The 25,193-nt window shown below is 47.4% G+C and carries 22 protein-coding genes; 15 read left to right on the top strand and 7 right to left on the bottom strand.

Annotated elements, in window-relative coordinates; translation table 11 throughout:
* Positions 1–13: 13 nt before the first annotated feature.
* Genes msbA through kdsB form a run of 4 tightly spaced genes read left to right on the top strand, consistent with a single transcriptional unit; the run spans position 14 to position 3,693 of the window.
* Positions 14–1,762 (top strand): lipid A export permease/ATP-binding protein MsbA, encoded by a 1,749-nt coding sequence (msbA, locus tag EST55_RS09170; protein WP_088767965.1) that lies wholly within the window; start codon positions 14–16, stop codon positions 1,760–1,762.
* Complete coding sequence (gene lpxK / locus EST55_RS09165; protein ID WP_129497248.1) at positions 1,762–2,748, top strand: tetraacyldisaccharide 4'-kinase; 987 nt, start codon at positions 1,762–1,764, stop codon at positions 2,746–2,748. The genes msbA and lpxK overlap by 1 nt, the downstream gene beginning before the upstream one ends.
* Entirely contained in the window at positions 2,738–2,935 is a 198-nt protein-coding gene (locus tag EST55_RS09160; RefSeq protein ID WP_129497247.1) for a Trm112 family protein, read from the top strand. The genes lpxK and EST55_RS09160 overlap by 11 nt, the downstream gene beginning before the upstream one ends.
* On the top strand, positions 2,932–3,693 hold the full coding sequence (kdsB, locus tag EST55_RS09155; protein ID WP_129497246.1) for a 3-deoxy-manno-octulosonate cytidylyltransferase: 762 nt from the start codon (positions 2,932–2,934) through the stop codon (positions 3,691–3,693). The genes EST55_RS09160 and kdsB overlap by 4 nt, the downstream gene beginning before the upstream one ends.
* 19 nt (positions 3,694–3,712) lie before the next feature.
* Here the strand turns inward: kdsB and EST55_RS09150 are convergent, their stop codons facing one another.
* A complete protein-coding gene (locus EST55_RS09150; RefSeq protein WP_129497245.1) occupies positions 3,713–5,059 on the bottom strand; it encodes a 4Fe-4S cluster-binding domain-containing protein in 1,347 nt (448 codons plus the stop codon).
* Between the two features lie 241 nt (positions 5,060–5,300).
* Positions 5,301–6,581: a citrate synthase gene (gene gltA / locus EST55_RS09145; RefSeq protein ID WP_088767970.1), complete on the bottom strand. Its 1,281-nt coding sequence runs from the start codon at positions 6,579–6,581 to the stop codon at positions 5,301–5,303.
* 316 nt (positions 6,582–6,897) lie between these two features.
* Here gltA and sdhC point away from each other — a divergent pair, with 316 nt between their 5' ends.
* From sdhC to dps, 9 genes are all read left to right on the top strand, one after another.
* The gene (gene sdhC, locus EST55_RS09140) at positions 6,898–7,272 is read left to right on the top strand and encodes a succinate dehydrogenase, cytochrome b556 subunit (RefSeq protein ID WP_129497244.1); all 375 of its coding nucleotides are present in this window, start codon (positions 6,898–6,900) and stop codon (positions 7,270–7,272) included.
* Positions 7,266–7,613, top strand: a complete 348-nt coding sequence (sdhD, locus tag EST55_RS09135; protein WP_053952372.1) for a succinate dehydrogenase, hydrophobic membrane anchor protein — start codon at positions 7,266–7,268, stop codon at positions 7,611–7,613. The genes sdhC and sdhD overlap by 7 nt, the downstream gene beginning before the upstream one ends.
* On the top strand, positions 7,614–9,380 hold the full coding sequence (gene sdhA / locus EST55_RS09130; RefSeq protein ID WP_129497243.1) for a succinate dehydrogenase flavoprotein subunit: 1,767 nt from the start codon (positions 7,614–7,616) through the stop codon (positions 9,378–9,380). It abuts the gene before it with no gap.
* A 16-nt stretch (positions 9,381–9,396) separates the two neighbouring features.
* On the top strand, positions 9,397–10,110 hold the full coding sequence (locus EST55_RS09125) for a succinate dehydrogenase iron-sulfur subunit (protein ID WP_129497242.1): 714 nt from the start codon (positions 9,397–9,399) through the stop codon (positions 10,108–10,110).
* 107 nt (positions 10,111–10,217) lie between these two features.
* A complete protein-coding gene (gene sucA / locus EST55_RS09120; RefSeq protein ID WP_129497241.1) occupies positions 10,218–13,022 on the top strand; it encodes a 2-oxoglutarate dehydrogenase E1 component in 2,805 nt (934 codons plus the stop codon).
* A 13-nt stretch (positions 13,023–13,035) separates the two neighbouring features.
* Positions 13,036–14,607 carry a 2-oxoglutarate dehydrogenase complex dihydrolipoyllysine-residue succinyltransferase gene (odhB, locus tag EST55_RS09115; RefSeq protein ID WP_129497240.1) on the top strand — a complete coding sequence of 524 codons (1,572 nt, stop codon included), beginning with the start codon at positions 13,036–13,038 and terminating at the stop codon, positions 14,605–14,607.
* Positions 14,608–14,744: 137 nt separating this feature from the next.
* The gene (gene sucC / locus EST55_RS09110) at positions 14,745–15,911 is read left to right on the top strand and encodes an ADP-forming succinate--CoA ligase subunit beta (protein WP_088767976.1); all 1,167 of its coding nucleotides are present in this window, start codon (positions 14,745–14,747) and stop codon (positions 15,909–15,911) included.
* A complete protein-coding gene (gene sucD / locus EST55_RS09105) occupies positions 15,911–16,783 on the top strand; it encodes a succinate--CoA ligase subunit alpha (RefSeq protein WP_100691921.1) in 873 nt (290 codons plus the stop codon). Before sucC ends, sucD begins: the two co-directional genes overlap by 1 nt.
* Before the next feature lie 312 nt (positions 16,784–17,095).
* On the top strand, positions 17,096–17,617 hold the full coding sequence (gene dps / locus EST55_RS09100) for a DNA starvation/stationary phase protection protein Dps (protein WP_129497239.1): 522 nt from the start codon (positions 17,096–17,098) through the stop codon (positions 17,615–17,617).
* Here the strand turns inward: dps and EST55_RS09095 are convergent.
* Complete coding sequence (locus EST55_RS09095; protein ID WP_129497238.1) at positions 17,614–19,023, bottom strand: methyl-accepting chemotaxis protein; 1,410 nt, start codon at positions 19,021–19,023, stop codon at positions 17,614–17,616. The two genes, dps and EST55_RS09095, sit on opposite strands and share 4 nt — an antisense overlap.
* 200 nt (positions 19,024–19,223) lie before the next feature.
* On the opposite strand from EST55_RS09095, the gene EST55_RS09090 reads away from it, so the two are divergent.
* Both EST55_RS09090 and EST55_RS09085 read left to right on the top strand, forming a co-directional pair.
* On the top strand, positions 19,224–19,787 hold the full coding sequence (locus EST55_RS09090) for a helix-turn-helix domain-containing protein (protein WP_129497237.1): 564 nt from the start codon (positions 19,224–19,226) through the stop codon (positions 19,785–19,787).
* A 43-nt stretch (positions 19,788–19,830) separates the two neighbouring features.
* Entirely contained in the window at positions 19,831–20,955 is a 1,125-nt protein-coding gene (locus EST55_RS09085; protein ID WP_129497236.1) for a serine hydrolase domain-containing protein, read from the top strand.
* Between the two features lie 27 nt (positions 20,956–20,982).
* Here the strand turns inward: EST55_RS09085 and EST55_RS09080 are convergent, their stop codons facing one another.
* From EST55_RS09080 to EST55_RS09065, 4 genes are all read right to left on the bottom strand, one after another.
* Positions 20,983–21,678, bottom strand: coding sequence for a GPP34 family phosphoprotein (locus tag EST55_RS09080; RefSeq protein WP_100691938.1), 696 nt, complete (start codon positions 21,676–21,678; stop codon positions 20,983–20,985).
* Between the two features lie 28 nt (positions 21,679–21,706).
* Complete coding sequence (locus EST55_RS09075; protein ID WP_129497235.1) at positions 21,707–22,603, bottom strand: prolyl oligopeptidase family serine peptidase; 897 nt, start codon at positions 22,601–22,603, stop codon at positions 21,707–21,709.
* Positions 22,604–22,717: 114 nt separating this feature from the next.
* Positions 22,718–23,638 carry a pirin family protein gene (locus EST55_RS09070; protein ID WP_129497234.1) on the bottom strand — a complete coding sequence of 307 codons (921 nt, stop codon included), beginning with the start codon at positions 23,636–23,638 and terminating at the stop codon, positions 22,718–22,720.
* Positions 23,639–23,653: 15 nt separating this feature from the next.
* Entirely contained in the window at positions 23,654–24,793 is a 1,140-nt protein-coding gene (locus EST55_RS09065; protein ID WP_129497233.1) for a DEAD/DEAH box helicase, read from the bottom strand.
* Positions 24,794–25,193 lie beyond the last annotated feature (400 nt).

Genomic DNA, 25,193 nt, shown 5'->3' with positions numbered 1-25,193 from the left:
TATATGAGACTACATGGATTCTCAGCAAAAAAAACAGACGACTTTTAAGCGTTTAATTGGTTATATCAAACCTTACAAACTCGCTTTTATCGCCGCAGTTATTGGTATGATCGGATATGCTGGCGTTGATACATTATTCTTCTCGCAAATTGAAACCCTTATTGATGACGGGTTAACTGAGCAAAATTCCGATATTCTCATTTATGGTGCCATTTTCGTCCCGTTTTTCTTTATTATTCGGGGCTTTTTTAATTTTGCCTCAAGCTACTTCTTAAATTGGGTGGGCTTTAAAGTTGTCACAAAAATGCGACAACAGCTGTTTGATCATTTAATGAAGTTGCCAGTTTCATTCCACGACCAGCATTCTACCGGCGACTTAATTTCAAAAATCACCTATGACACGCAACAAGTGGCGGAGGCCAGTAGCAGGGCTTTGCTCGTTTTAGTCCGTGAAGGCGCTTTTGTTATTGGACTACTGGGTCTCATGTTTTACCAAAGCTGGCAGTTGTCTCTGGTCTTTTTAGTTGTTGGACCACTTATCGCCAAAGTTGTCTCCGTCGTGTCTAAGCGTTTCCGTAAAGTCAGCAGCCGTATTCAAACCGCCATGGGGAATGTGACAACCACCGCCGAGCAAATGATTAATGGCCACAAAGTGGTGGTCATGCACGAGGGTCAAAAGAAAGAGTCAAAACGGTTCTCAGAAATAAATAATACGACGCGTAACCAGAACATGAAACTGGTGAATACGCGCGTTATTAGTACGTCGGTTATTCAGTTTATTGCGTCATTGAGTTTGTCGATGGTGCTGGTTATAGCGAGCTTCCCGGAAATGCTGGGAGAGCTATCGGCCGGTGCGTTCACGACCTTGCTGACATCGATGATCATGCTATTACGCCCATTAAAGCAACTCACCAATGTGAACAGTGACTTTCAGCGCGGTATTGCTGCGGCAACGAGTGTGTTTACTATTCTTGATGAGCCTATTGAAATTGATAAGGGCTCAAAAGTGATTGATCGCGCGGCCGGGCAGATTGAATTTGATGATGTGAGCTTTGGTTACCAGCAGGGCGATGACTTAGCCTTAGAGCATGTCAGCTTCAATGTTGCCCCAGGCAAAACGATAGCGCTGGTAGGACGTTCAGGAAGTGGTAAGTCAACAATTTCGAACTTGTTGACCCGCTTTTACGATGTTGAACAGGGGCGCATTTTACTCGATGGCCACAATATTAATGACTACAAGTTGAAATGCTTACGCCGACAATTTGCTCTGGTTTCCCAGCACGTCACGTTATTTAACGACACTATTGCTAACAATATCGCTTATGGGGCGTCAAAAGATGTGTCAAAAGACGATATTATCAAAGCGGCCGAGCAAGCGTACGTCACTGAGTTTACGGATAATATGCCGAAAGGTCTGGATACCATGGTGGGTGAAAACGGTGTTATGTTGTCAGGCGGCCAACGTCAGCGTATTGCGATAGCCAGAGCATTATTGCAAGACGCGCCAATACTTATTCTCGATGAAGCTACCTCGGCACTTGATACGGAGTCTGAGCGTCATATTCAGCAGGCCTTAGGGGCGTTACGAAAAAACCGTACAGCTATCGTTATTGCGCACCGCTTATCGACCATCGAAAATGCCGATGAAATTTTGGTGATGGATAATGGTGAAATAATCGAGCGAGGCACTCACCAACAGCTTCTCGATCAGGAGGGCGCTTATTCCCAACTGTATAATTTACAGTTTCACGGAGGCGCCTAATGTGGCTTCAACAGCAGTGGTATAAGGCGCGTATTCATCCGCTTTTATTGTTACTAGCGCCGTTGTCATTGCTGTTTTGGCTGCTGACAAACTTGCGCCGTAGTTTTTATTTTTTAGGGTTATTTAAGCGTCACAAAGTGGATCTTCCGGTTATTGTGGTGGGTAATATCAGCGTTGGAGGTACCGGCAAAACACCGATGGTTATTGCGCTTTGTCAGTGGCTAAAGGAAGAAGGCTGGACGCCGGGTATTGTTAGCCGTGGCTATGGGGCGAAAGGCCCTTTTCCTCATTCTGTTACTAAGAGCGATAATGCGGAAAGAACGGGGGACGAGCCGTTGGTGATGCATAAACGAACAGGGTGTCCCGTGGTTATTGCCCCCAAGCGGGTTGAGGCCGCAGAGTATATGGTGGAGAAACACCCTGACGTCGATATCATTATTTCCGATGACGGTCTCCAGCACTATGCGCTTAAACGCGATATTGAACTGATTATGCTGGACGCTGAACGTGGTGTTGGCAATGGCTGGCTGTTACCGGCTGGACCGCTGAGAGAGGGGCCATGGCGCTTAAAAGGCTCTCAATGGGTAGTGTCAAATTATGGTCGCCACCCATTTGCCCGGTATGTGACGGAAGTCGAAAACGGCCAATGGTATCGGGTCGATAATAACGAGCAAAGTGAACTGGATAAAGAACAGACTTATAACGCAGTGGCAGCTATTGGCTATCCGCAGCGGTTTTTCAATTCCTTGAAAGATCAAGGTTTTAAACTAGAGCAAGCCGTACCTTTTAATGATCATCATGAGTTTGTTGAAAGTGATTTGAGCGGCTTGAAAGAATTCCCTCTATTAATGACAGAAAAAGACGCTGGAAAATGCCAATCGTTCGCGTTAGATAATTGGTATTATCAGCCAATAGCAACCAAACTGCCCGATTCGCTTAAAGAGCAGTTACTGAAAGAGTTGGAAAGGAAACGAAATGCCCATTGAAGCTAAAACGTTAAATATACTGGCGTGCCCTAAGTGCAAGGGGAAATTGGTTCACTATGTGGAAAAAGACGAGTTGGTTTGTCGAGGTGAGCAGCTTGCCTATCCGATTAGCGAAGGTATTCCGGTACTAATTGCCGACAAAGCACGTGAGCTCAGCAATGAAGAGTTAGAAAAGGTTCCTTCATGAGCTTTACCGTAGTTATTCCGGCCCGTTATGGGTCAAGTCGGTTGCCGGGTAAGCCGTTAGCGGACATTGGCGGTAAGCCCATGGTTCAGCACGTTTACGAGCGAGCGCAGCAAAGCGGTGCAGGGCGGGTTATTGTCGCCACCGACGACAGCAGAATACAAACGGCGGTAGAAGCCTTTGGCGGTCAGGTTTTAATGACCTCACCAGACCACAATTCGGGCACCGAGCGTCTGGCCGAAGTGATTAATAAACTGGCCATTGAAACCACGGAAGTGGTTGTAAACGTGCAGGGCGACGAGCCCTTTATCCCGCCGGAAATCATCCGCCAGGTAGCTGATAACCTGGCTAACCAGACGGCAGCGCGCATGGCGACGCTTTCTGTACCGATAAACGACGCGGAAGACATCTTTAACCCAAATGCAGTCAAAGTGGTGACTGACAGCCACGGTTATGCACTGTATTTCAGCCGTGCGGCGATACCATGGAGTCGGGACGATTTTGCTAAAGAGCAGCCGTTGCCCCCCGAGATTGTTGAACGTTATCAACGTCACATTGGTATTTATGCGTATCGCGCTGGTTTTGTATTGGACTACATTACCTGGGAAAGCAGCCCACTAGAGCATATTGAGTCGTTAGAGCAGCTACGCGTGCTTTGGCATGGTGAGCGTATTCATGTCGCTGAGGCAATAAAAACACCCGCGGCAGGTATCGACACTGAAGCCGACTTGCAGCGGGCGAGAGCATTGGCCAGCGACTAAGCTGGCCTTGCGGAATCTGCTAGTCCATTTTGGACATTTGCGCATACTCATCTTCAAAGAAAAACTTCTCTTCCCCAAACGCCGGCTTAAGGTGATGGAGCCAGGTTGCGTCCGGATCGTATTTGGCAAAGAATGGGCGCTGTACCCAGTCAGGGTTACGACCCTGAATAAAGCGCAGTGCAAACACTTTCTCACCGGCAATTTCTGTTACGCCCTGCACTTCGACTTTACCCGGTCCGGCACTCATTGACGGTCCACGAACAGTACGAGCAATACCCGAAACTTGCTGGTACGCCTTTTGGAAAATTTCCCAAGTACGCTCAAGTGGTACTTCAAAGTAGCGTTTCGCACCGGTGTCACGTTCAACGAACATATAGTAAGGAATCATGCCCAGCTGCACTTGCTTCGTCCACATGTTTGCCCATGCGTCCGGGTCATCGTTAATGTGGCGTAGCAGAGGCGCCTGGCAACGAATTTGTACGCCGGTACTACGTAAACGGCGAATGGCTTCCTGACAGACTTCGGTACGCAGCTCATTTGGGTGGTTAAGGTGCGCCATAATTGACACGTGTTTACCACCTTCAACCAGACGCTCAAGTAAGCGCAACATTTCATCCGCATCCGGGTCGGTAATGAAGCGATACGGCCAGAAAGTGAGAGACTTAGTGCCAATACGAATGGTTTTAATGTGCTCGAACTCAGGTTTCAGCAGACCTTCAAGGTACTCAGCCAGTTTGCGGGTACGCATAACCATTGGATCGCCGCCAGTTACCAGTAAATCGGTGACTTCTTTGTGCTGCGCTAAGTAGCGGTGCAGTTGATCAGCGTCGTTAGAATTAAAGCGAGTCGCTTTTCCCACAAACTGAGCCCAGCGGAAACAGAAGGTACAGTAAGAGTGGCAGTACTGACCTTGAGCTGGGAAAAACAGAACCGTTTCACGGTATTTGTGCTGCATACCGGGTAATGGTTCACCGTCGACATGGGGTACGTTCATCTGCATTTGCCCGGCCGGATGCGGGTTCATTTCCTCACGTAACTGTGTCGCCAAGTCGAACACGTCATTCGTTGTATGCTTACCCGACATTAAGTCAGCCATGCGCTGAAACGCAGACGGCTCAAGCATGTCTTTTTGCGGAAATGTTAGCTGAAACAGCGGATCGTTGGGTACATTTTCCCAATCAATAAGCTCGTTGAACACATATTCGTTGACTCGAAATGGCAGTACGTTAGCTACGACTTTCATTTCGAAACGCATATCATCCGGCACTTTGTTCAGTGCTTCGATTTTATCAAGCTGTCTGTGCTGATAAACCTTGAATCGACGAGGTTTAATGATGGGTTGTTGTACGTTAACTACTTGCTGCATAAGCCTCTCTGTAATTATCTGCAGTCAGTGGCTAGCACTCACTGAAAATGAAATCGGCCTTGTCGCTATGGGTGGCCAGCGAAATGCGACGTAGTATAAATAAATTGAGGGCTAGTTGCACGTTTTGTAGGGAATAAAAAGCAACGTACACGAACTAATTGTCGACATCTTCGGGAAATTTGTTGAATTTTAGCCAATAAAAAAGGCGCTCATTGAGCGCCTTTTCGAACAGCCGTTAGCCTTACTTTTTAATCGGGCTAAATTCACGCTGTGTGTAGCCAGTGTATAACTGACGTGGACGACCAATTTTTTGGTTTTCTTCGCCCATCATTTCGTGCCAGTGAGACACCCAGCCAACGGTACGTGACAAGGCAAAGATAACGGTAAACATATTTGTCGGAATACCGATAGCTTTCAGTACGATACCTGAGTAGAAGTCAACGTTCGGGAAGAGCTTCTTCTCAACGAAGTAGTCGTCTTCAAGCGCAATGCGCTCCAGCTCCATTGCAACGTCCAATAATGGATCATCACGGTTTAGCTCTTTCAGTACTTCGTGGCAAGACTCACGCATAACAGTCGCGCGCGGATCCATGTTTTTGTAAACGCGGTGACCGAAGCCCATCAGACGGAATGGGTCATTCTTGTCTTTTGCTTTCTCGATGTACTTAGGAATGTTCTCAACAGAGCCAATTTCAGCCAGCATACGCAAGCACGCTTCGTTAGCACCACCGTGGGCTGGTCCCCACAGAGAGGCAACACCCGCAGCGATACACGCATAAGGGTTAGCACCTGAAGAGCCTGCTAAACGCACGGTTGAAGTTGATGCGTTTTGCTCGTGGTCTGCGTGCAACGTGAAGATACGATCCATAGCACGAGCCACAGCCGGGCTAATTTTGTAGTCCTCGGCCGGTACAGAGAACATCATGTTCAGGAAGTTTTCTGCGTAGCCTAAGTCGTTACGTGGGTAAACGAATGGCTGACCAATGCTGAACTTGTATGCCATTGCAGCAATCGTTGGAATTTTGGCAATTAGACGGTAAGCGCTGCGCAGACGTTGGTTTTCATCGTGGATGTCTAAGTCATCGTGGTAAAACGACGACAGGGCACCAGTGACCGCACATAGCATCGCCATTGGGTGCGCGTCGCGGCGGAAGCCATTAAAGAAATTATGGATACCTTGATGCACCATCGTGTGCTTAGTAATCGTGCTCTTAAATTCTTGATACTGTTCTTCGTTTGGCGCTTCGCCATGCAACAACATGTAGCAAACTTCTAAGTAGTCCGCTTTGGTTGCCAGTTCACCGATAGGGTAGCCGCGGTGCAAAAGCACACCGTTTTCGCCATCGATGTAGGTGATAGCCGACTCGCAAGAGCCCGTAGCCAGGAACCCTGGGTCAAAAGTGAAGTAACCGTGTTTTCCCAGTGTTCGGACGTCAACTACATCCTTACCTGCCGATGGTGAAAGTACTGGCAGTTCAATGGATTGGCCGTCAATCTGTAAAGTGGCTTTACGATCAGCCATAAGGAAATCTCCTCACTGTTTACTTTGAAAAAGTGGGCTAATTTAACTCGATCATGCCCGTAAATGTCAATTTAATTCGCAGAACGTGAACTAATTCTAGCAAAGTATACGTAGTGAAGATGAAGAAAAGATTACTCATTTTTGAGTTAAGTTAGACTTTAGTCGCATGGCTAAACAGTTCACTTATCGAATCGTTGTTTTGTCGTTGTAAAATGTGGCTTGGGTCGATATACTCTTTCACCGTATTTGTAACAATTATCTTGTTGCACACACGTGAAAGACATTTCTTTTGTGCTTTATTAAAAGGCAATCTATCGTGAAAAAAGAAAGACCTGTTAATTTAGACTTATCAACTATTAAATTTCCTGCCGCTGCCAAAGCATCTATTTTGCACCGTATCTCAGGTGTCGTAATGCTGGTGTCTCTTGTTTTCCTTATTTGGGCTTTTGCTGTTTCCCTTAGTGGACCAGAAGGCTTTGCTCAAGTTGAAAATCTGATGACCAGCTTTATCGCTAAATTTATTGGCTGGGGTATTTTGACAGCGCTAGGATTTCACTTAATTATCGGCCTGCGTCATTTAGTGATGGATATGGGCTACTGGGAAGAGCTTGATTCGGGAAGAACCAGCGCGATTGTTTCAATTGTGCTTTCTATTCTTCTTTCCGTGCTAGTAGGAGTTTGGCTATGGTAACAGCAGCAGCTACTTTCGGACGCAGTGGCTCGCACGATTTTATTCTTCTTCGTGCCAGCGCTATCGTTATTTGTTTATACGCTTTATTCATGGCGGGCTTTTTCATTTCTACGCCAGATGTCACCTATGAAGTTTGGAGTGGGTTATTTGCTAACATTTGGATGAAAGTAGCCACAATGTTGGTTCTGACTGCGGTTCTTATCCACGGTTGGATTGGCATTTGGCAGGTACTGACTGACTACGTAAAAGCCGCTGGCTTACGTGCTTTCATTCAGCTAGTTTTCAGCGTTGGTCTCATCGCTGTTTGGCTCACTGGCTTATTCGTACTGTGGGGTGTTTAAGTGAACGTTAAAACTTTAGAATTTGATGCAGTGGTGATTGGTGCTGGCGGTGCCGGCATGCGAGCAGCGCTGCAAATTTCCCAAGAGGGAATGAGCTGTGCGTTGATGTCCAAAGTGTTTCCGACGCGCTCTCACACGGTTTCTGCACAAGGCGGTATTACCGTTGCTTTAGGTAATGCACACGAAGATGACTGGCAATGGCACATGTTCGACACCGTTAAAGGGTCGGACTACATTGGTGACCAGGACGCTATCGAGTACATGTGTAAAGCCGGTCCGGAAGCTATTTTGGAACTGGAAAACATGGGGTTACCTTTCTCACGTTTTGAGAACGGTAAAGTGTACCAGCGTCCATTTGGTGGTCAGTCAAAAGAATTTGGTGGCGAGCAAGCCGCTCGTACCGCAGCAGCTGCGGACCGTACTGGTCACGCACTGTTGCATTTGCTGTATCAGCAAAACGTTAAGAACAAAACGACTGTGTTTTCTGAGTGGTATGCGCTGGATCTGGTGAAGAACCAAGATGGTGCTATTACTGGTGTCACTACTCTGAACATGGAAACGGGTGAAGTTTACTACGTGAAAGCCAAAGCGGTTGTCTTAGCAACTGGCGGTGCTGGTCGTATCTACGCTTCAACCACGAACGCACACATCAATACCGGTGATGGTGTTGGCATGGCGTTACGTGCCGGCGTTCCTGTGCAAGACATGGAAATGTGGCAGTTCCACCCAACCGGTATCGCCGGTTCAGGCTGTCTGGTAACCGAGGGTTGCCGTGGCGAGGGCGGTTACCTGTTAAACAAAGACGGCGAACGCTTCATGGAGCGTTACGCACCAAACGCAAAAGACTTAGCATCGCGTGACGTTGTTGCTCGTTCAATGATGACCGAAATTCGTGAAGGTCGAGGTTGTGACGGTCCTTGGGGTACACACCTCAAATTGAAACTGGATCACTTAGGCAAAGAAACGCTGGAAAGCCGTTTACCGGGTGTTTGTGACCTGTCTCGTACCTTTGCTCACGTTGACCCGGTTAAAGAGCCTATTCCGGTTATTCCAACCTGTCACTACATGATGGGTGGTATCCCAACCGACGTTAACGGTCAGGCTCTGACTGTTGATGACAAAGGTGAAAGCAAACCCGTACCTGGTCTGTTTGCTTGTGGCGAAATTGCCTGTGTATCTGTTCACGGTGCAAACCGCTTGGGCGGTAACTCACTGCTTGACCTTGTCGTATTTGGTCGCGCGACGGGTATGCATTTAGGTCAGACACTGGCGGCTAACAGCGAAGCGCGTGAGTCGTCAGCGTCTGATGTTGAAGCGGCCATGGCTCGCTACAACCGTTGGGAAAATACACAAAAAGGTGAAGACCCGGCGCAAATTAAGAAAGATCTGCAAAACTGCATGCAAATGAACTTCTCGGTCTTCCGTGAAGGCGACGCAATGGCGGAAGGTCTGAAAGAATTGAAAGAAATTCGTGAGCGCTTGAAGCATGCACGTTTAGACGACACGTCGAAAGAGTTCAATACTCAGCGTGTTGAGTGTATGGAACTTGATAACTTAATGGAAACGGCATACTCAACTGCGGTTGCAGCAAACTTCCGTACTGAAAGCCGTGGCGCGCACAGCCGTGCTGACTATCCTAACCGTGACGACGAAAAATGGTTGGTTCACTCTGTTTACCGCCCAGAATCTGAAGACATGGTGACTCGTCAGGTTAATATGGCACCGAAACTGCGCGAAGCTTTCCCTCCGAAAGCTCGTACGTACTAATTAAGGGGTTAAAGCGATGAAAACATTGAATATTTCGATTTATCGTTACAACCCGGATGTTGATGACGCACCGTACATGAAGGACTACACCCTAGAGGTGGAAGAAAACCAAGACATGATGGTGCTGGACTTGCTTATCAAATTGAAAGAGCAAGATCCGTCGTTGGCGTTCCGGCGTTCATGCCGTGAAGGCGTTTGTGGCTCTGATGGCCTGAATATCAATGGTAAAAATGGGTTGGCGTGTATTACGCCAACATCAGCATTGAAAGGCAGCAAAATTGTCATTCGTCCGTTACCTGGCTTACCGGTTGTTCGTGACTTAATTGTCGATATGAGCCAGTTCTATCAGCAGTACGAGAAAATTAAGCCGTACCTGATTAACGACGAGAAAACGCCGCCGGCGCGTGAGCGTCTGCAGTCTCCTGAAGAGCGTGCTAAGCTTGATGGACTGTATGAATGTATTTTATGTGCATGTTGTTCAACATCATGCCCGTCGTTCTGGTGGAACCCTGACAAGTTCATCGGTCCTGCCGGCCTGTTGCACGCGTATCGTTTCTTAATCGATAGCCGTGACACAGCAACCGACGAGCGCTTGGATGATTTAGACGACGCATTCAGTGTGTTCCGTTGCCACGGCATTATGAACTGTGTCAATGTTTGTCCAAAAGGGTTGAACCCAACTAAGGCTATTGGCCACATTAAATCGATGCTGTTGAATCGCGCGGTCTAAGACTCACTGCGTGTCAATTTGAACGGTTTATGTTGTGGATAGCCATCCCACAAAGGATGGCTATTTTTTTATAAAATCGGTTTACATATTTAGGTGAAGGAAACGCAATGCAAGACGGTGTAATGCGTGAATGGCTAGAAACTTCGCATCTAGCCGGTGGGAACGTTGCCTACATTGAGCAAATGTTTGAGGCGTATCTGGATGATCCAACCGCTGTTAGCGACGAATGGCGTAAGGTGTTTGACGCACTGCCTAGCGATGGCAAGGCAACAGATACGAAAATGAGTGATGTTCGCGAACAGTTCCGTGAAGCAGCGAAGAATAAACTCAAACAGTCTGGTGGCGGCAGCTCGGTCAGCGACCAAAAGCAAGTTAAAGTCTTGCAGCTGATTAACGCGTATCGTTTCCGCGGTCATCAACACGCTAACCTCGACCCGCTTGGATTGTGGAAGCAAGACACCGTTCCTGACCTTTCTCTCGATTTTCATGAGTTATCAAAAGACGATTTAGATCGTGAGTTTAACGTAGGCTCGCTGGCGGTTGGCAGTGAGACGATGAAGCTTAAAGACATCCACAATGTTCTTGAGAACATTTACTGTGGCTCTATCGGTGCTGAATACATGCACATCGTTTCTACCGAAGAGAAACGTTGGATTCAGCAGCGCCTAGAAGGTAATTTAGGTAAAGCGAAGTTCGATAAAGAGCAACAGAAAAAAATTCTGCGTGAACTCATTTCTGCAGACGGTCTGGAGAAATACTTAGGTTCTAAGTTCCCGGGCGCGAAGCGTTTCTCACTGGAAGGTGGCGACAGCTTAGTACCACTGCTGAAAGCGTTAATTTCTCGCTCAGGCGAGCAGGGCGCAAAAGAAGTCGTCATTGGTATGGCTCACCGCGGACGTTTGAACGTATTGGTTAACGTTTTAGGTAAGAAGCCACAAGACTTGTTTGATGAGTTCGCGGGTAAGCATGGCGAAAGTAAGGGCTCTGGTGACGTTAAGTATCACATGGGCTTCTCTTCAGATTTCGCTACCCCAGGCGGAGACGTGCATTTAGCACTGGCCTTTAACCCATCGCACTTAGAAATTGTGAATCCAGTGGTTGTCGGTTCTGTTCGTGCTCGTATGGATCGCTTAGGCGACAAGGTAGGCGAGAAAGTACTGCCGATTACCATTCATGGTGACTCGGCTATTGCTGGTCAGGGTGTGGTACAAGAAACGTTTAACATGTCGCAGACCCGAGCGTATCAGGTCGGTGGTTCAGTGCGCATTGTTGTGAATAACCAAGTAGGTTTCACCACATCGAAACGAGAAGATGCTCGTTCGACACAATACTGTACTGACATTGCGAAAATGGTTCAGGCGCCAATTTTCCACGTAAATGCAGACGACCCCGAAGCGGTTGTTTTCGTTACACAATTAGCGCTCGATTATCGAAACACCTTTAAGCGTGATGTAGTGATTGATTTGGTTTGTTATCGCCGTCACGGCCATAACGAAGCGGACGAGCCAAGCGCAACGCAGCCGTTAATGTACGCGAAAGTCAAAAAGCATCCGGTAGCGCGCGAGCTGTATGCAAAACGCTTAAACGAGTCAGGCGCTGTCAGCGAAGACGATGCAAAACAGTGGGTGCAGGACTACCGTGACGCCTTAGATAAAGGTGAAGTGGTTGTCGAAGAACACCGTCCAATGCGTGCTCATTCAGTGGACTGGACACCGTATATCGGTAATGACTGGGACGTAGAATACGACTACAAAGTATCAGCGAAAAAGCTAAAAGAATTGGCTGAGAAAATTTCCCAGTATCCGGAAGAGCATAAGCTGAACTCCCGTGTTGCGAAGGTTTACCAAGAGCGCCAAAAAATGGCGAAAGGCGACAAAGCCTTAGATTGGGGCTTTGCAGAGAGCCTGGCGTACGCGACTTTGGTTGATAAGGACGTACATATTCGTCTAACCGGTCAGGATTCCGGCCGAGGTACGTTCTTCCACCGTCACGCGGTATTGCATAACCAAGAAGATGCCAGCACTTATATGCCGTTGAACCACATTAGAGAGGGTCAGGGGCAAATCGAAATTTATGACTCTGTGTTGTCAGAAGCGGCAGTATTGGCGTTTGAATACGGCTACGCCACAGCCGAGCCAAAATCACTCATTATGTGGGAAGCCCAATTCGGTGACTTCGCGAACGGTGCTCAGGTTGTTATTGACCAGTTCCTCAGTTCTGGTGAACAGAAGTGGGGGCGTTTATGCGGACTGACGTTGTTATTGCCTCATGGCTATGAAGGTCAGGGACCTGAGCATTCATCAGCGCGTCTGGAGCGCTTCTTGCAGCTTTCGGCCGACCACAACTGGTCAGTGTGCGTACCGACTACCCCAGCACAAGTATTCCATATGATTCGCCGTCAACAATTACGCCCGGTTCGCCGTCCGTTAATTGTCATGACGCCAAAATCATTGCTCCGTCATCCTCTGGCTATTTCAGAGATGGACGAGTTAGAAAATACAGGCTTCCAAAACGCGATTGGTGAAATCGACTCTTTGGATCCGAAAAAAGTAAAACGCGTGGTGCTTTGTTCAGGTAAGGTGTATTACGACTTACTGAAAGAACGCCGCGACCGTGAACAAGACGATGTGGCTATTATTCGTATCGAACAGCTATACCCGTTCCCTGCGGAAGAAGTAGCCGATATCATGCAAAATTATCAACACGTCAAGGACTTTGTCTGGTGTCAGGAAGAGCCGCAGAACCAAGGTGCCTGGTATAGTAGCCAGCACAACTTCTGGGCTGCGATACCTTCCGGTGCTCAATTAACTTATCGTGGTCGAGACGCGTCAGCGGCTCCAGCGGTGGGGTATTTATCCGAGCACAACAAACAGCAACAAAAACTCGTTGACGAAGCGCTAACCATTAAATAGGTGAAGATGAACCATGGCGATTGATATTAAAGTTCCTCAATTACCCGAATCTGTTGCAGATGCTACCATCGCAACGTGGCACGTAAAACCTGGCGACAAAGTGTCGCGCGACCAAAATTTGGTGGACATCGAAACCGATAAGGTAGTGCTTGAAGTTGTCGCAGAAGCGGACGGTGTACTCGGCGAAATTATTGCCGATGAAGGTACAACTGTTACGGCTGAAGAAGTGATCGGCAAAATTGAAGAAGGCGATGGCGCTGAAAGCTCTGACTCAAAGAAAGAAGAGAAGTCAGACGACGGCGACAAAAAGGCCGACAAGAAGGATGACAAGAAAGAGTCAGATTCTTCTGAGAAGAAAGGCTCAGGTGAAAAGATGAACGTGACCGTTCCTCAATTACCAGAGTCGGTCTCTGATGCAACGATTTCAGCTTGGCACGTTAAAGAAGGTGACGAAGTTAAACGTGACCAGAACTTAGTCGACATTGAAACCGATAAAGTGGTTCTGGAAGTCGTTGCTCCTGCAGACGGTGTGTTAGTTAAAATTGAACACGACGAAGGCGCAACGGTTGGTGCGGATGACGTTATCGGTATCGTTGAAGCGGGCGCTTCTTCAGGCGGCAGCTCAAGTAAGTCGGAAGACAGCAAATCTGAGTCTTCAGCAGAAAACAAAGACGACGGCGGTGACAGCGAAGTCGCGGGTCCTGCGGTACGTCGTTTATTAGGTGAACACGGCTTAAAACCAAGTGACGTTAAAGGCACAGGTAAAGGTGGCCGAGTCACGAAAGAAGATGTTGAGAAGCATGTAAAAGAAGGTTCTTCTAAATCAGCGTCTAAGTCTTCTGACAGCAGCAAGCAGCAGTCTGAACAGCCTGCGGTTTCAGGCGACCGTGACCAGAAACGTGTACCAATGACACGTCTGCGTAAGCGTATTGCTGAGCGTCTGTTGCAAGCGAAAAATGACACGGCTATGTTGACCACGTTTAACGAAATCAACATGAAGCCAATCATGGACTTGCGTAAAAAATACAAAGACGTCTTTGAAGAAACGCACGACACGCGTTTAGGTTTCATGGGCTTTTATATTAAAGCTGTGACTGAAGCACTGAAACGCTTCCCGGACGTAAATGCGTCTATCGATGGCGATGACATTGTTTATCACAACTATTTTGACGTAAGCATTGCAGTTTCGACTCCGCGCGGCTTGGTAACCCCTGTTCTGCGCGACACCGACAAAATGTCAATTGCAGACATGGAAAAAGGCATTCGCGACTTGGCCATTAAAGGTCGTGACGGCAAATTAACCCTTGAAGAAATGCAAGGCGGTAACTTTACGGTTACCAACGGTGGTGTCTTTGGTTCACTGTTATCTACGCCAATTTTGAACCCACCTCAAAGCGCCATTCTGGGTATGCATAAAATCCAGGAGCGCCCAATGGTTGTCGACGGTAAGATTGAAATCTTGCCAATGATGTACTTAGCTCTTTCTTATGACCACCGTATTATCGATGGTAAAGAGTCGGTTGGCTTCTTAGTCACCGTCAAAGAGCTGTTAGAAGATCCTCAACGTCTTATCCTGGATATCTAAAGACGCTGAGAACCAGCCGCAATGCTAATTTAGCTTGCGGCTGTTAATTTTGCGCCGTTCACGTTAAAATTCGGCGCGGTATTCGGGTAGGCAGCAGGTAAGCTGCTTTTGTTGTTTCAACGAATCGGAAGAGCATCATGAATTTGCATGAGTATCAGGGTAAGCAACTCTTTAAAGAGTTCGGTTTACCAGTATCTGAAGGTTTTGCGTGCGACACAGCTGATGAAGCTGTAGAAGCGGCAAAACGTATTGGTGGCGACATTTGGGTCGTAAAATGTCAGGTTCACGCAGGCGGTCGCGGTAAAGCGGGCGGCGTGAAGTTGGTTAAAAGTTTAGACGAAGTTCGTGCATTCGCAGAACAGTGGTTAGGCAAAAACTTAGTAACTTTCCAAACCGACGAGAAAGGTCAACCGGTTGCTAAGATTTTGGTTGAAAGCTGCACTGACATTGCTGACGAGCTTTACTTAGGCGCAGTTGTTGACCGTGGTTCACGTAAAATCGTGTTCATGGCGTCAACTGAAGGCGGCGTAGAAATAGAAACCGTTGCTGAAGAAACGCCAGAGAAAATTCTGAAAGTTGAAATTGACCCAACGGTTGGCCCTCAGCCATACCAAGGTCGCGAATTAGGTTTCAAACTGGGTTTAACGCCAGATCAAGTTAAGCAGTTCACCAAAATCTTCTTAGGCTTGGCGAACATGTTTGAAACTTATGACTTAGCGCTGTTGGAAATTAACCCGTTGGTTATCACTGACGAAGGCAACTTGCACTGCCTGGATGCGAAAGTCGGCATCGACAGCAACGCATTGTACCGTCAGCCGAAAATCCAGGAAATGCACGATCCGTCGCAAGAAGACTCTCGTGAAGCGGAAGCGGCTAAGTGGGAACTAAACTACGTAGCGTTAGACGGCAACATCGGTTGTATGGTTAACGGCGCAGGTTTGGCGATGGGTACTATGGACATCGTTAAACTGAGCGGCGGCGAGCCAGCTAACTTCCTTGATGTTGGTGGCGGCGCGACAAAAGAGCGTGTTTCTGAAGCGTTCAAAATTATCTTGTCTGACAGCTCTGTTAAAGCCGTATTGGTTAACATCTTCGGTGGTATCGTTCGTTGCGACATGATCGCAGAAGGTATCATCGGCGCGGTTGAAGAAGTGGGCGTTAAAGTACCAGTGGTTGTTCGCCTTGAAGGTAACAACGCTGAACTGGGTACACAGAAATTGAACGAAAGTGGCCTGAACATTATCGCTGCAGAGAGCTTGTCTGATGCTGCCGATAAAGTGGTTGCTGCGGCAGGAGGTCAATAATGAGCATTTTGATCGATAAAAACACCAAAGTAATCTGTCAGGGTTTCACTGGCGGTCAGGGTACTTTCCACTCTGAGCAAGCAATTGCTTACGGTACGCAAATGGTTGGCGGTGTTACCCCTGGTAAAGGCGGTCAAGAGCACTTAGGTCTGCCTGTGTTCAACACCGTAAAAGAAGCGGTAGAAGCAACTGGCGCAACGGCATCAGTTATCTACGTACCGGCTCCTTTCTGTAAAGACTCAATCATCGAAGCAGCAGACGCTGGTATCGAACTGATTGTTTGTATTACTGAAGGTATCCCGACGCTGGATATGCTTTACGTTAAAGAATACCTAACGCACAAAGGCGTGCGTATGATCGGTCCAAACTGCCCGGGTGTTATCACTCCGGACGAGTGCAAAATCGGTATTATGCCTGGCCATATCCACAAGAAAGGTAAAGTGGGTATCGTGTCGCGTTCAGGTACATTGACGTACGAAGCGGTTAAGCAGACGACAGACGCAGGCTTTGGTCAATCTAGCTGTGTTGGTATCGGTGGTGACCCTATCCCGGGTTCTAACTTCATCGATATTCTGGAACTGTTCGAAAAAGATCCAGAAACCGAAGCAATCGTTATGATCGGTGAAATCGGCGGTACAGCAGAAGAAGAAGCGGCAGAGTACATTAAAAATAATGTCACTAAGCCGGTTGTTTCTTACATTGCTGGTGTTACTGCGCCTCCGGGCAAACGTATGGGCCACGCTGGTGCCATCATTGCCGGCGGTAAAGGTACTGCTGACGAGAAATTTGCTGCACTTGAAGCGGCAGGCGTTAAAACTGTACGCAGCCTGGCCGACATCGGCAAAGCTGTTGCAGAGAAAACTGGCTGGTAATATCCCGCCAACGCTTAAACAAAACCCGGCCTTCGCGCCGGGTTTTTTGTGTCTGCTCTCTAAGGAATAAAGGCGGAATAAGCCAAGAGCCGGTTGGGTGTTGTAGTTCTGTTATGTCAGGGGCGCTACTAGCACGTCCGTGTGAGCTTGACGAAGGCCATCCATGGCCTTCGACACCCTGACATGACAGAACTACAACACCGGGCACCAGCCCTTGTCTTATTTCGCCTTTACTGCGCGCAGTCACAAAGCGATCTTCCTGATAATTTTATGCGTAAGCTTAATTGAAACGTTAATAAATCAGGAGGCAATATGAGTAGCAATAATGCAAGCCAAGTTGCAGACTTTACAGCACCGGGAATGAAAAGTGAGTCGGCGGATAAAGTCATAGCAATTCTTGATGATCGCTTAGTCGCATTGCTTGACCTGCAATTGACACTAAAACATGTGCACTGGAACGTTGTTGGACCAAATTTTATTGGTGTGCATGAAATGTTAGACCCTCAGGTCGACGCTGTACGTGAAATGACCGATACCATTGCAGAACGAATTGCGACGTTAGGTGGCGTTCCTGTAGGTACGCCTAAAGCGATTGCCGACCGTCGCAGATGGGAAGACTACTCTTTAGGCAAAGGGTTGGTGGCAGAGCATTTAATAGCTCTGGACAAGGTCTATAACGGCGTCAACGGTGACCACCGGGAAGCGATGGAAACACTGGCTGAGCTCGACCCGGTATCAGAAGACATGTTAACCGGGCAGTTAGCAGAGCTCGAGCAATTCCAGTGGTTCGTCCGGGCGCACATAGAATCGTCCTCTGGCGAATTGAAAAGCTAGTCTTCTTCAAAGGCTTCAACCAGCGAACGAAACTCGCGCAAGCGGGTTTTAATCGCTTTAACTTCACCTTCTGTATCACGGGTGAGTCTATTAGCACTGCGTACGTTGTCGTTGATGGACATCATGCTGTCTTTCACTTCGGAAACCGCACTCGTATGTTCTTCAGCGGCAACGGCAATTTGCGTCATTCGATCATTTATTCCCGTTACGGCTTCAGTCACTTCGTAAACCTGCTGCTCAGATTTTCGGCCTAGCTCTCCGCATTCCTCAGCCAAATCTCGTTGTTCGTACATTTTATTACGCCAAGTGGTCATGGATTGCGTCATACGGTTGACCGTCTCTTCAATTTGGTCGACAGCTTGCTGTGTCTTCTGAGAAAGGGCGCGCACTTCATCGGCGACAACAGAAAATCCACGACCATGTTCACCGGCTCTGGCACTTTCAATAGCAGCATTTAAAGCCAACAGGTTCGTTTGCTCAGCGATAGCATCAATCTTCTCACTGACTTCTTTTACTGAGTCGGCATTACGAGAGAGTTGTTCAGTTTGCTTAGCACTCTCGTTAACGACATTCACCAACTGAGTAATTTTCTTGCTACTGTCCGCAATAAAATCGGCGGCACTTTTTGTTTGGTCGCTAACATCATTGCACGCACTTGAAGAGTCATTTGCATTGCGGGCAATTTCATCAACGGTCTGTCCCATCTCTTCCATAGAGGCTGCAATTTGTTCAATATCCTCAACCGTCTGTTCGGTGGCGTCGGCAGTTTTTGACGCGTTTTCAGAGGTTGAATTAACGGCTTCCGCTAACACTTCGTTACCTTCCCCCAGGCGGGTGGTAAGCGCCAGCAATGATGATTCGCGTAGTGCAAGCTCATACATTGCTTTGCCCATGGGAGACCCGTCTCCAAATATGCGGTGTTGAGTTTTTGCGGTTGAACCATCGGCGTTAGCCAACTCTTTAGCCCACTTGCGCTTATTACGCCAATGATTAAAGGGCTTGGTTAACCAATTAAACCAACCGCTTTGACGCTTATAGACTCGCTTAGCTGCTTGTTCGTAGTGAGTGTCGGCCTGATGCATAAGCCACTGGCTACCCGTAATTTTCCCGCGACGAAATATGCCACGTACAATCACATCAAACCAAACGGTTCCGCGATTTGGCACAACAAAAGGGACAATGCCTCTCCAGGGCATTTCGCGCTTCAGTGACGTATTTACCTCTTTAATGACTTTGTCGGGTAAGGCATTATTATCAACAAGCGCATCAAGTGGCTGCTGTAGTAGATCGTCTTTTTCCTTTTGCATTAAGCCCTGAATATTATTCGGGCAATAAGAAACTCGCTGGTTCTCGTTAAGGCTAAAGACGAACAGTGTGTCTGCATTCCAAGTAAAGCTGCCGTTCATAATGGAACCTCCATTGATGCGAATACTTTATTGGCTTAACTATAAACAGTAGAAGTTTAGTGCTATTTATTCAAATAATACGTTGCTTGTCGTCTGTCTCCCTAAATGACAGCAACATGACATGGCAATGTCGTAACAATGTCCGGTGTTTCTAAGTAAAGTTTTACCCGAACTATCGGGCAAGAGAGCTGAATACAATAATGAAAAGTACCCAATTTGCAGAACGCTTAAGTTATCAACGTAAGCTGAAAGGGTTTTCGCAGGAACAACTCGCGGATAGAACAAAGATAACGGTTCGGACTATCCAGCGCATAGAAAAAGGCGAAGTCACTCCTCATTTAAGAACGGTGAAGCTGCTGGCTGCCGCGCTTGAAGTCGATGTGGATGACTTGCTGCAGTTAAATGACCCCCGCGAAGAGAATATTCAGACTAAATGGCTGTTATTAATGCACGCATCGCCGTTTATTGGCTTTCTGATGCCGTTTCTTAATATTTTATGCCCGCTGTTCATCTGGATTCACAAGCGTGAAGACAACTCACTTTACGACGCTCATGGGCGTGCGGTTATCAACTTTCAAATAACCATGACACTCATATACGCACTTGCATTTATTGCATTGCTTAGTGTCGAAGGTTTTGGCTTTTTATTCTTTATTGCCGTTATTCCTTACACCGCCATAGTGATGCTGGTTAACGTTATTGCTGTGATAAAAGCACAGAAATACTTTTACCCCAGTATTCCTTTTCTCGGCAAGCGCGGCTGAGCGCCAAACCTCTCATTTAAAGTTACTTAATAAAGGAACCATCATGAAAGCAATAATTTATTATTTGCTGCTGGCGACGCTTGCCTGTTTTTCAGCAAGTAAAGCGGTAGCACAGTCTCAGATTACGAATGAAAAAATGCAGTCATTTCAGGCTTACTTAAAGGAGTTCAGAAAAGAAAACCTAATCCCGAGCTTGTCCGTTGCGGTGGTAAAAGACGGTGAAATTATTATGATCGAGAGCATTGGTTTTCAGGATCATGACGCCGAAGAGCCAACAACGGAAGATACCTCGTATCTTGCCGCATCCATTACAAAGACATTCACTGGCGCAACTTTGTTGGCTATGGAAGCTGATGGACACATCGATCTCGATGCCGACTTTACCACCTTAAGTGACTGGGACAGACGTTGTCACTGGTTAACAACAAGCGGCAATATATTTGGTGGTGGAACGTTGGATAACGGTTACCAGGTGCCTGACTTACAGTGCGACCAAGTCATTACGTTGCGTCATGTACTTCAACACCAGGTACAGGGCGAGCCAGGCACGAGCTTTTTCTATAACCCTATTGTGTTTGGTCGGTTGTCTAACTGGGTAGAGGAGAATACGGATAAAAGCTGGCGTTATTGGGTGAATAAATACGTTATTGAAGCGGGGGACTTAGAGGATATCGCGGCTGGTTGGCGAGATCCGGCTGCCAGTGAGGTACTGACTCATATCGCGCCTCCGTTTCGTCATGCGTCGGAAGAGTCCGACGGGCTGGCTAATTCCGTATTACCGAATACCGAACTCAACGCCAGTTCAGGCATAATCGTCAGTGCAAAAGCGCTTGCTCATTATTCTATCGCTTTGGACGAGGGACGTATCCTACCTAAAGACTTGATGGATAAAATGTGGTCCCCGGCGAGTGACAAAGAGGGGAATCCGATGCCTTATGCCTACGGTTGGTTCGTCCAGAACTGGCAGGGTCATAAATTAGTTTGGCACGGAGGTTGGTGGCCGGATGCTTATGCAGGGCTTCTACTAAAAGTCCCTAACTCTGGGGTAACGTTAGTCGCACTTGGAAATACCGATGGTCTGAGGTTCGAAATAAATAGTTTGACTGGCGCACACATTGAGAAGAACCCATTGGCGTTAAGGTTCCTCGAGACATTTGTTGAAGACTGAACAAAAAACTATAGGGTTGCTGATACCTCAGCAACCCCCGGAAGTAGGTGCTGAGGCTGCCGTTATGGCGGGCATAATAGCGGCTATCATGACCGCAGCTTCAATAGCCTGAACGGCTTCTTTGGCGGCTTTAGACACTAGCTCACCATTTTCTAGCTGTTTTATGCGTTGTTTGCGGTCTTTCAGTTCTTGCTTACTGAATACTTGCGGTAATAGCTTGGCGCTATTGGCTAATGCGACGGCAATAGCTACTTTAGGTTGAACTTCATCGGAATCAGTTAGCACTGCATCACGCATGGCCTGACGCAGCTCTTGCTCAGGTTTTGGATTAACCTCCGGGTAAACTTGGCGTTCAAATAGCCACAACACTTTCTCTTTTTCATGAGACACAATGCCATCATCAGCGAGTGCTTGTGCAACTTTATGTTTCAGGTTCTTAATACCGCCAAGCTTGTGGACCCAGTCTTTTAGTTTTCGTGGACGCGTGGCTTCAGTAATCATCGTGAGGGCTTCATCCAACAGTGCGTCGCCAGTAGGGCTGTCATCGAGCACCGCAACTTTATTTTTATTGGCTTCATCAACCTTAATCCGATGCAGCAGCAGTAACTCAGCGGCTATGGCTCCGGAGGTTGCGTATTCCACGTACATACCACTCATGGTGCCTTTTTCTTCGCACAATGCGAGCAGCATAATAGCTTCGTAGAGTTTTAAATTTTCTGGCATGGCGTAACTGTCTTTTTAGATTTCTCGATCATTTAGTATTGATGATATTAGATACACCCTCAACAACATTTTTTAGTTGGGATTGGCCATTTGAATCTCGAAAACCGTGATCAAGTCTGGGCAACATCTTTAGTGTTATATGCGTTGCGCCATTGGAAATAATTCTGTTTATTTCCCGCCGCGTTTGCTCAGGGTCGACACTTTTATCTTCCTGTGACTGTATAACTACTACAGGTGCATCAATGCTTGTTAGGGGCTTGAGTAAGTCTCGCTCTAAGGCATCTTTCCAGTATGCGTAACCGTGTCCGCTGACGTTGGCTGGAAAAGGCTCCTGACTTTGTTTAATTCGCGCCACAAATTGTCGAAATCCGTTTAAAGCTTCATTACGTTGGTCTTCTGGTACAGTCTGTTTAATGCTGAATTCGATATCATGCTGAAAGCTGGAGGAACCCGAGTTTAACGCTAGTACGGAGTGCAAGCCCGAAACTCGTTTGGCTACCGCCAGCGCAATGGAGCCGCCTTCGCTGCCTCCCGCGACTATGACTTTGTCATAGGAATTCTTCAAAGCGTCGATGAGCTGGACTCCGTCATTAATTCGCTGCGCCATTGTGTTGTGTTGAAGGTATTTGGTAGGGCAATCGCCTCGCTCTCCGGAGGAGTAAAGTAAGCTATCGTTAATGCCGTACTTTTCAATCGTTAACAGCGCGGAATCAGGAGCTAGTGCTTGCCAAATAGTCGTAACTGACTCCATGTGACGGACACTGTTACAGTCTGAACCCTGAAAAATCACCAGCAAATTATCGGCAGTGGCGTTATCTAAGTAATATTGAATTTCCGTACCATCATTACGCAGGTATTTTTCGCCAGCTATGGCTGGAGAGGCGCTTAAGATTAGTAAAATTGAAATCAGGAAAGCGATTTTCATTATTTTAAATTGTTATTGAGTATGGCTTATTAGTTGAAAACATTCGAAGAAAGTTCCGCTGACCTTTTGCTGAGATGCGTGGCTCTTAGCTAATAAATTTAGTAATTATCACTTTTAATTTGACTCCGGCAGTGGAATAAACTCCTCAGCATCTCCTGGCACGTCAGGAAACTCCTGCTGTTGCCAGCGCTGTTTGGCCGCATCAATCAATGCTTGATCGGTTGCCACAAAGTTCCACTCCATGAAGCGAGGACCAAGCGAGGCCCCACCTACCAACACAAAGCGAGTGTTAGCCTGTGCGGTCACCTTTATACCCTGCTCTTCATTGAATATCGCCATGTGGTGGTCTGCCAAAGTAAAGTTTTCTATTTTCAGGCTGCCTGCAACGACATAAAGCGCAAGCTCTTCAACCTTGGGAAGCTCGAAACTTATGCCCTCGTTTAAATTCACTTCAACGTACAGGGTCTCAGAAAATGTTTTCACCGGAGAACGTTCACTAAACGCCTCGCCAATAAGTACTTTTGCGCGCGCACCATCAAACTTCACCGTAGGCAGGTTGTCGCTATTGTAATGATGAAAACTGGGCTCACATTGTTCATGGGCTTGCGGCAGTGCTAACCATAATTGCAAACCATGAGTGCTGTGAGGGTGTTTTGTAATTTTCTCAAGTTGCCGCTCTGAGTGAACAATGCCATGACCAGCAACCATTAAGTTTATGTCACCCGGTTGCACCGCAACATCCGTGCCTAGCGAGTCTTTATGCTGAATTTCACCCTCAAACAAATAAGTAACCGTAGCCAGCCCAATGTGTGGATGAGGGCGCACGTTAATACCGTCACCAGCGGCAAACTCAGCAGGACCCATATGATCAAAGAACACCCAGGGGCCGACTGATTTCATGCCTACCGAAGGTAATATGCGCTTTACCGTAAAACCGCCCAAGTCACGCGATTTAGGGCTAATGACGCGCTTAAGCGCATTGCACCCCGAGACAATTTGGCATTCACTTTCTAACGCTTTGGCTAAGTTACTCATTTTTGGGCTCTCCGTTTATGATTTAACTTTAGCAGAGTCTTCCAAGGTACGCTGTTCAATTGGCTGGCCAATGAGTTTTTCAATGGCCTGCAGAAAGGGAGCGTCCTCCTCTGTAACCAGAGATATAGCATGACCCGTTTGGCCGGCTCTGCCGGTGCGACCAATACGGTGCACGTAGTCTTCTGCGACGTGTGGGAGGTCGTAATTAATCACGTACGGCAGCTTTTCAATATCAATGCCCCGTGAGGCAATGTCAGTGGCGATAAGCACCTGCACTTTGCCACTTTTAAAGTCGGACAACGCTTTCGTGCGGGCCCCCTGACTTTTGGCGCTGTGAATAGCAGCCGCTGAGAAGCCAGCTTTATCCAACTGCTTAACTAACCGGTTAGCGCCTTGCTTGGTGCGCGAAAACACAAGCACTTTGGGTTGCTCCAGACTTTTCAGTAGTTTTAATAGAAGCCCCAGCTTTTGGCTTTTTTGTACTTCATACATTGTTTGCTCAATAGGCTCGGCAGTGGCGTTGGGTGGTGCAACCGAGATTTCGACCGGGCTTTTCAGTAAGCCTTTAGCCAGCGCTCGAATGTCGTCAGAAAAAGTTGCCGAGAAAAGCAGCGTTTGGCGCTTAGCCGGCAGTAACTTAATAATGCTCTTAATGTCGTGAATAAAACCCATGTCGAGCATACGGTCGGCTTCATCCAGCACCAACACCTCTAACTTAGGAAAGCGAACCGCGTTTTGTTTGTATAAGTCCAGCAGGCGTCCCGGCGTTGCCACCAGAATATCCACGCCTTTTCGAAGCTTCATCATTTGCGGGTTAATTTTCACACCACCAAACGCCACCGCGTAATTCAATGGCAGGCCCGCGCTTAAGTTCGCAACGTTTTCACCCACCTGAGCCGCTAACTCGCGAGTGGGCGTTAAAATGAGTACGCGCGCCGTGTTTGCCGTTGCGCGCTCGTTACCTTTCAAAAGCTCTAAAATAGGCGCCGTAAAGGCCGTTGTCTTTCCCGTACCCGTTTGCGCCGCCGCCATGACGTCTTTCCCCGCTAGCAGCAAGGGAATAGCTTCAGTCTGAATGGGCGTAGGTTCGCTATACCCCTGGCGTGCTAGGGCAGTAAGGGTTTCAGGGGAAAGTTTGAGATCAGAAAATGTCATGTGATCGTGCGCAGGTTAATGGTGGTAAGGGGGGATTGTACGTTAGATGCGGGTTATTTGGTACGGCTCTGCCGATTATGACAGGTTGGTTGATTCAGTTGTTTGCGCACATTCTTCAGTGATGTTGCACGGTTTAGCATTGCTTTATGGGATTAACTCTTTTATCGTCAGATATATAACAAAAAATCAAAGTGTGATATTGCGCATTAGATTCAACGAAAGTGAGCATGCTCGAATTGTTTTTCGGGTAAACTTGGATTAAGGGTAAGAATAGTGCTTATTACCAGTGAGTTAAGACGGTTAGGAATGCTGCTTTTGGGGGTTACAAAATGGGCATGCGCAATATATAAATGTTAAGCGGTAAAGGTACTTTTGAGTAATGGCAAATAACTGGAACATA

This window comes from Idiomarina sp. 29L, assembly GCF_004123135.1.
Lineage (GTDB): Bacteria > Pseudomonadota > Gammaproteobacteria > Enterobacterales > Alteromonadaceae > Idiomarina.
The sequence above is the reverse complement of the archived record's forward strand: the minus strand, read 5'-3'. Positions and strand labels throughout refer to the sequence as shown.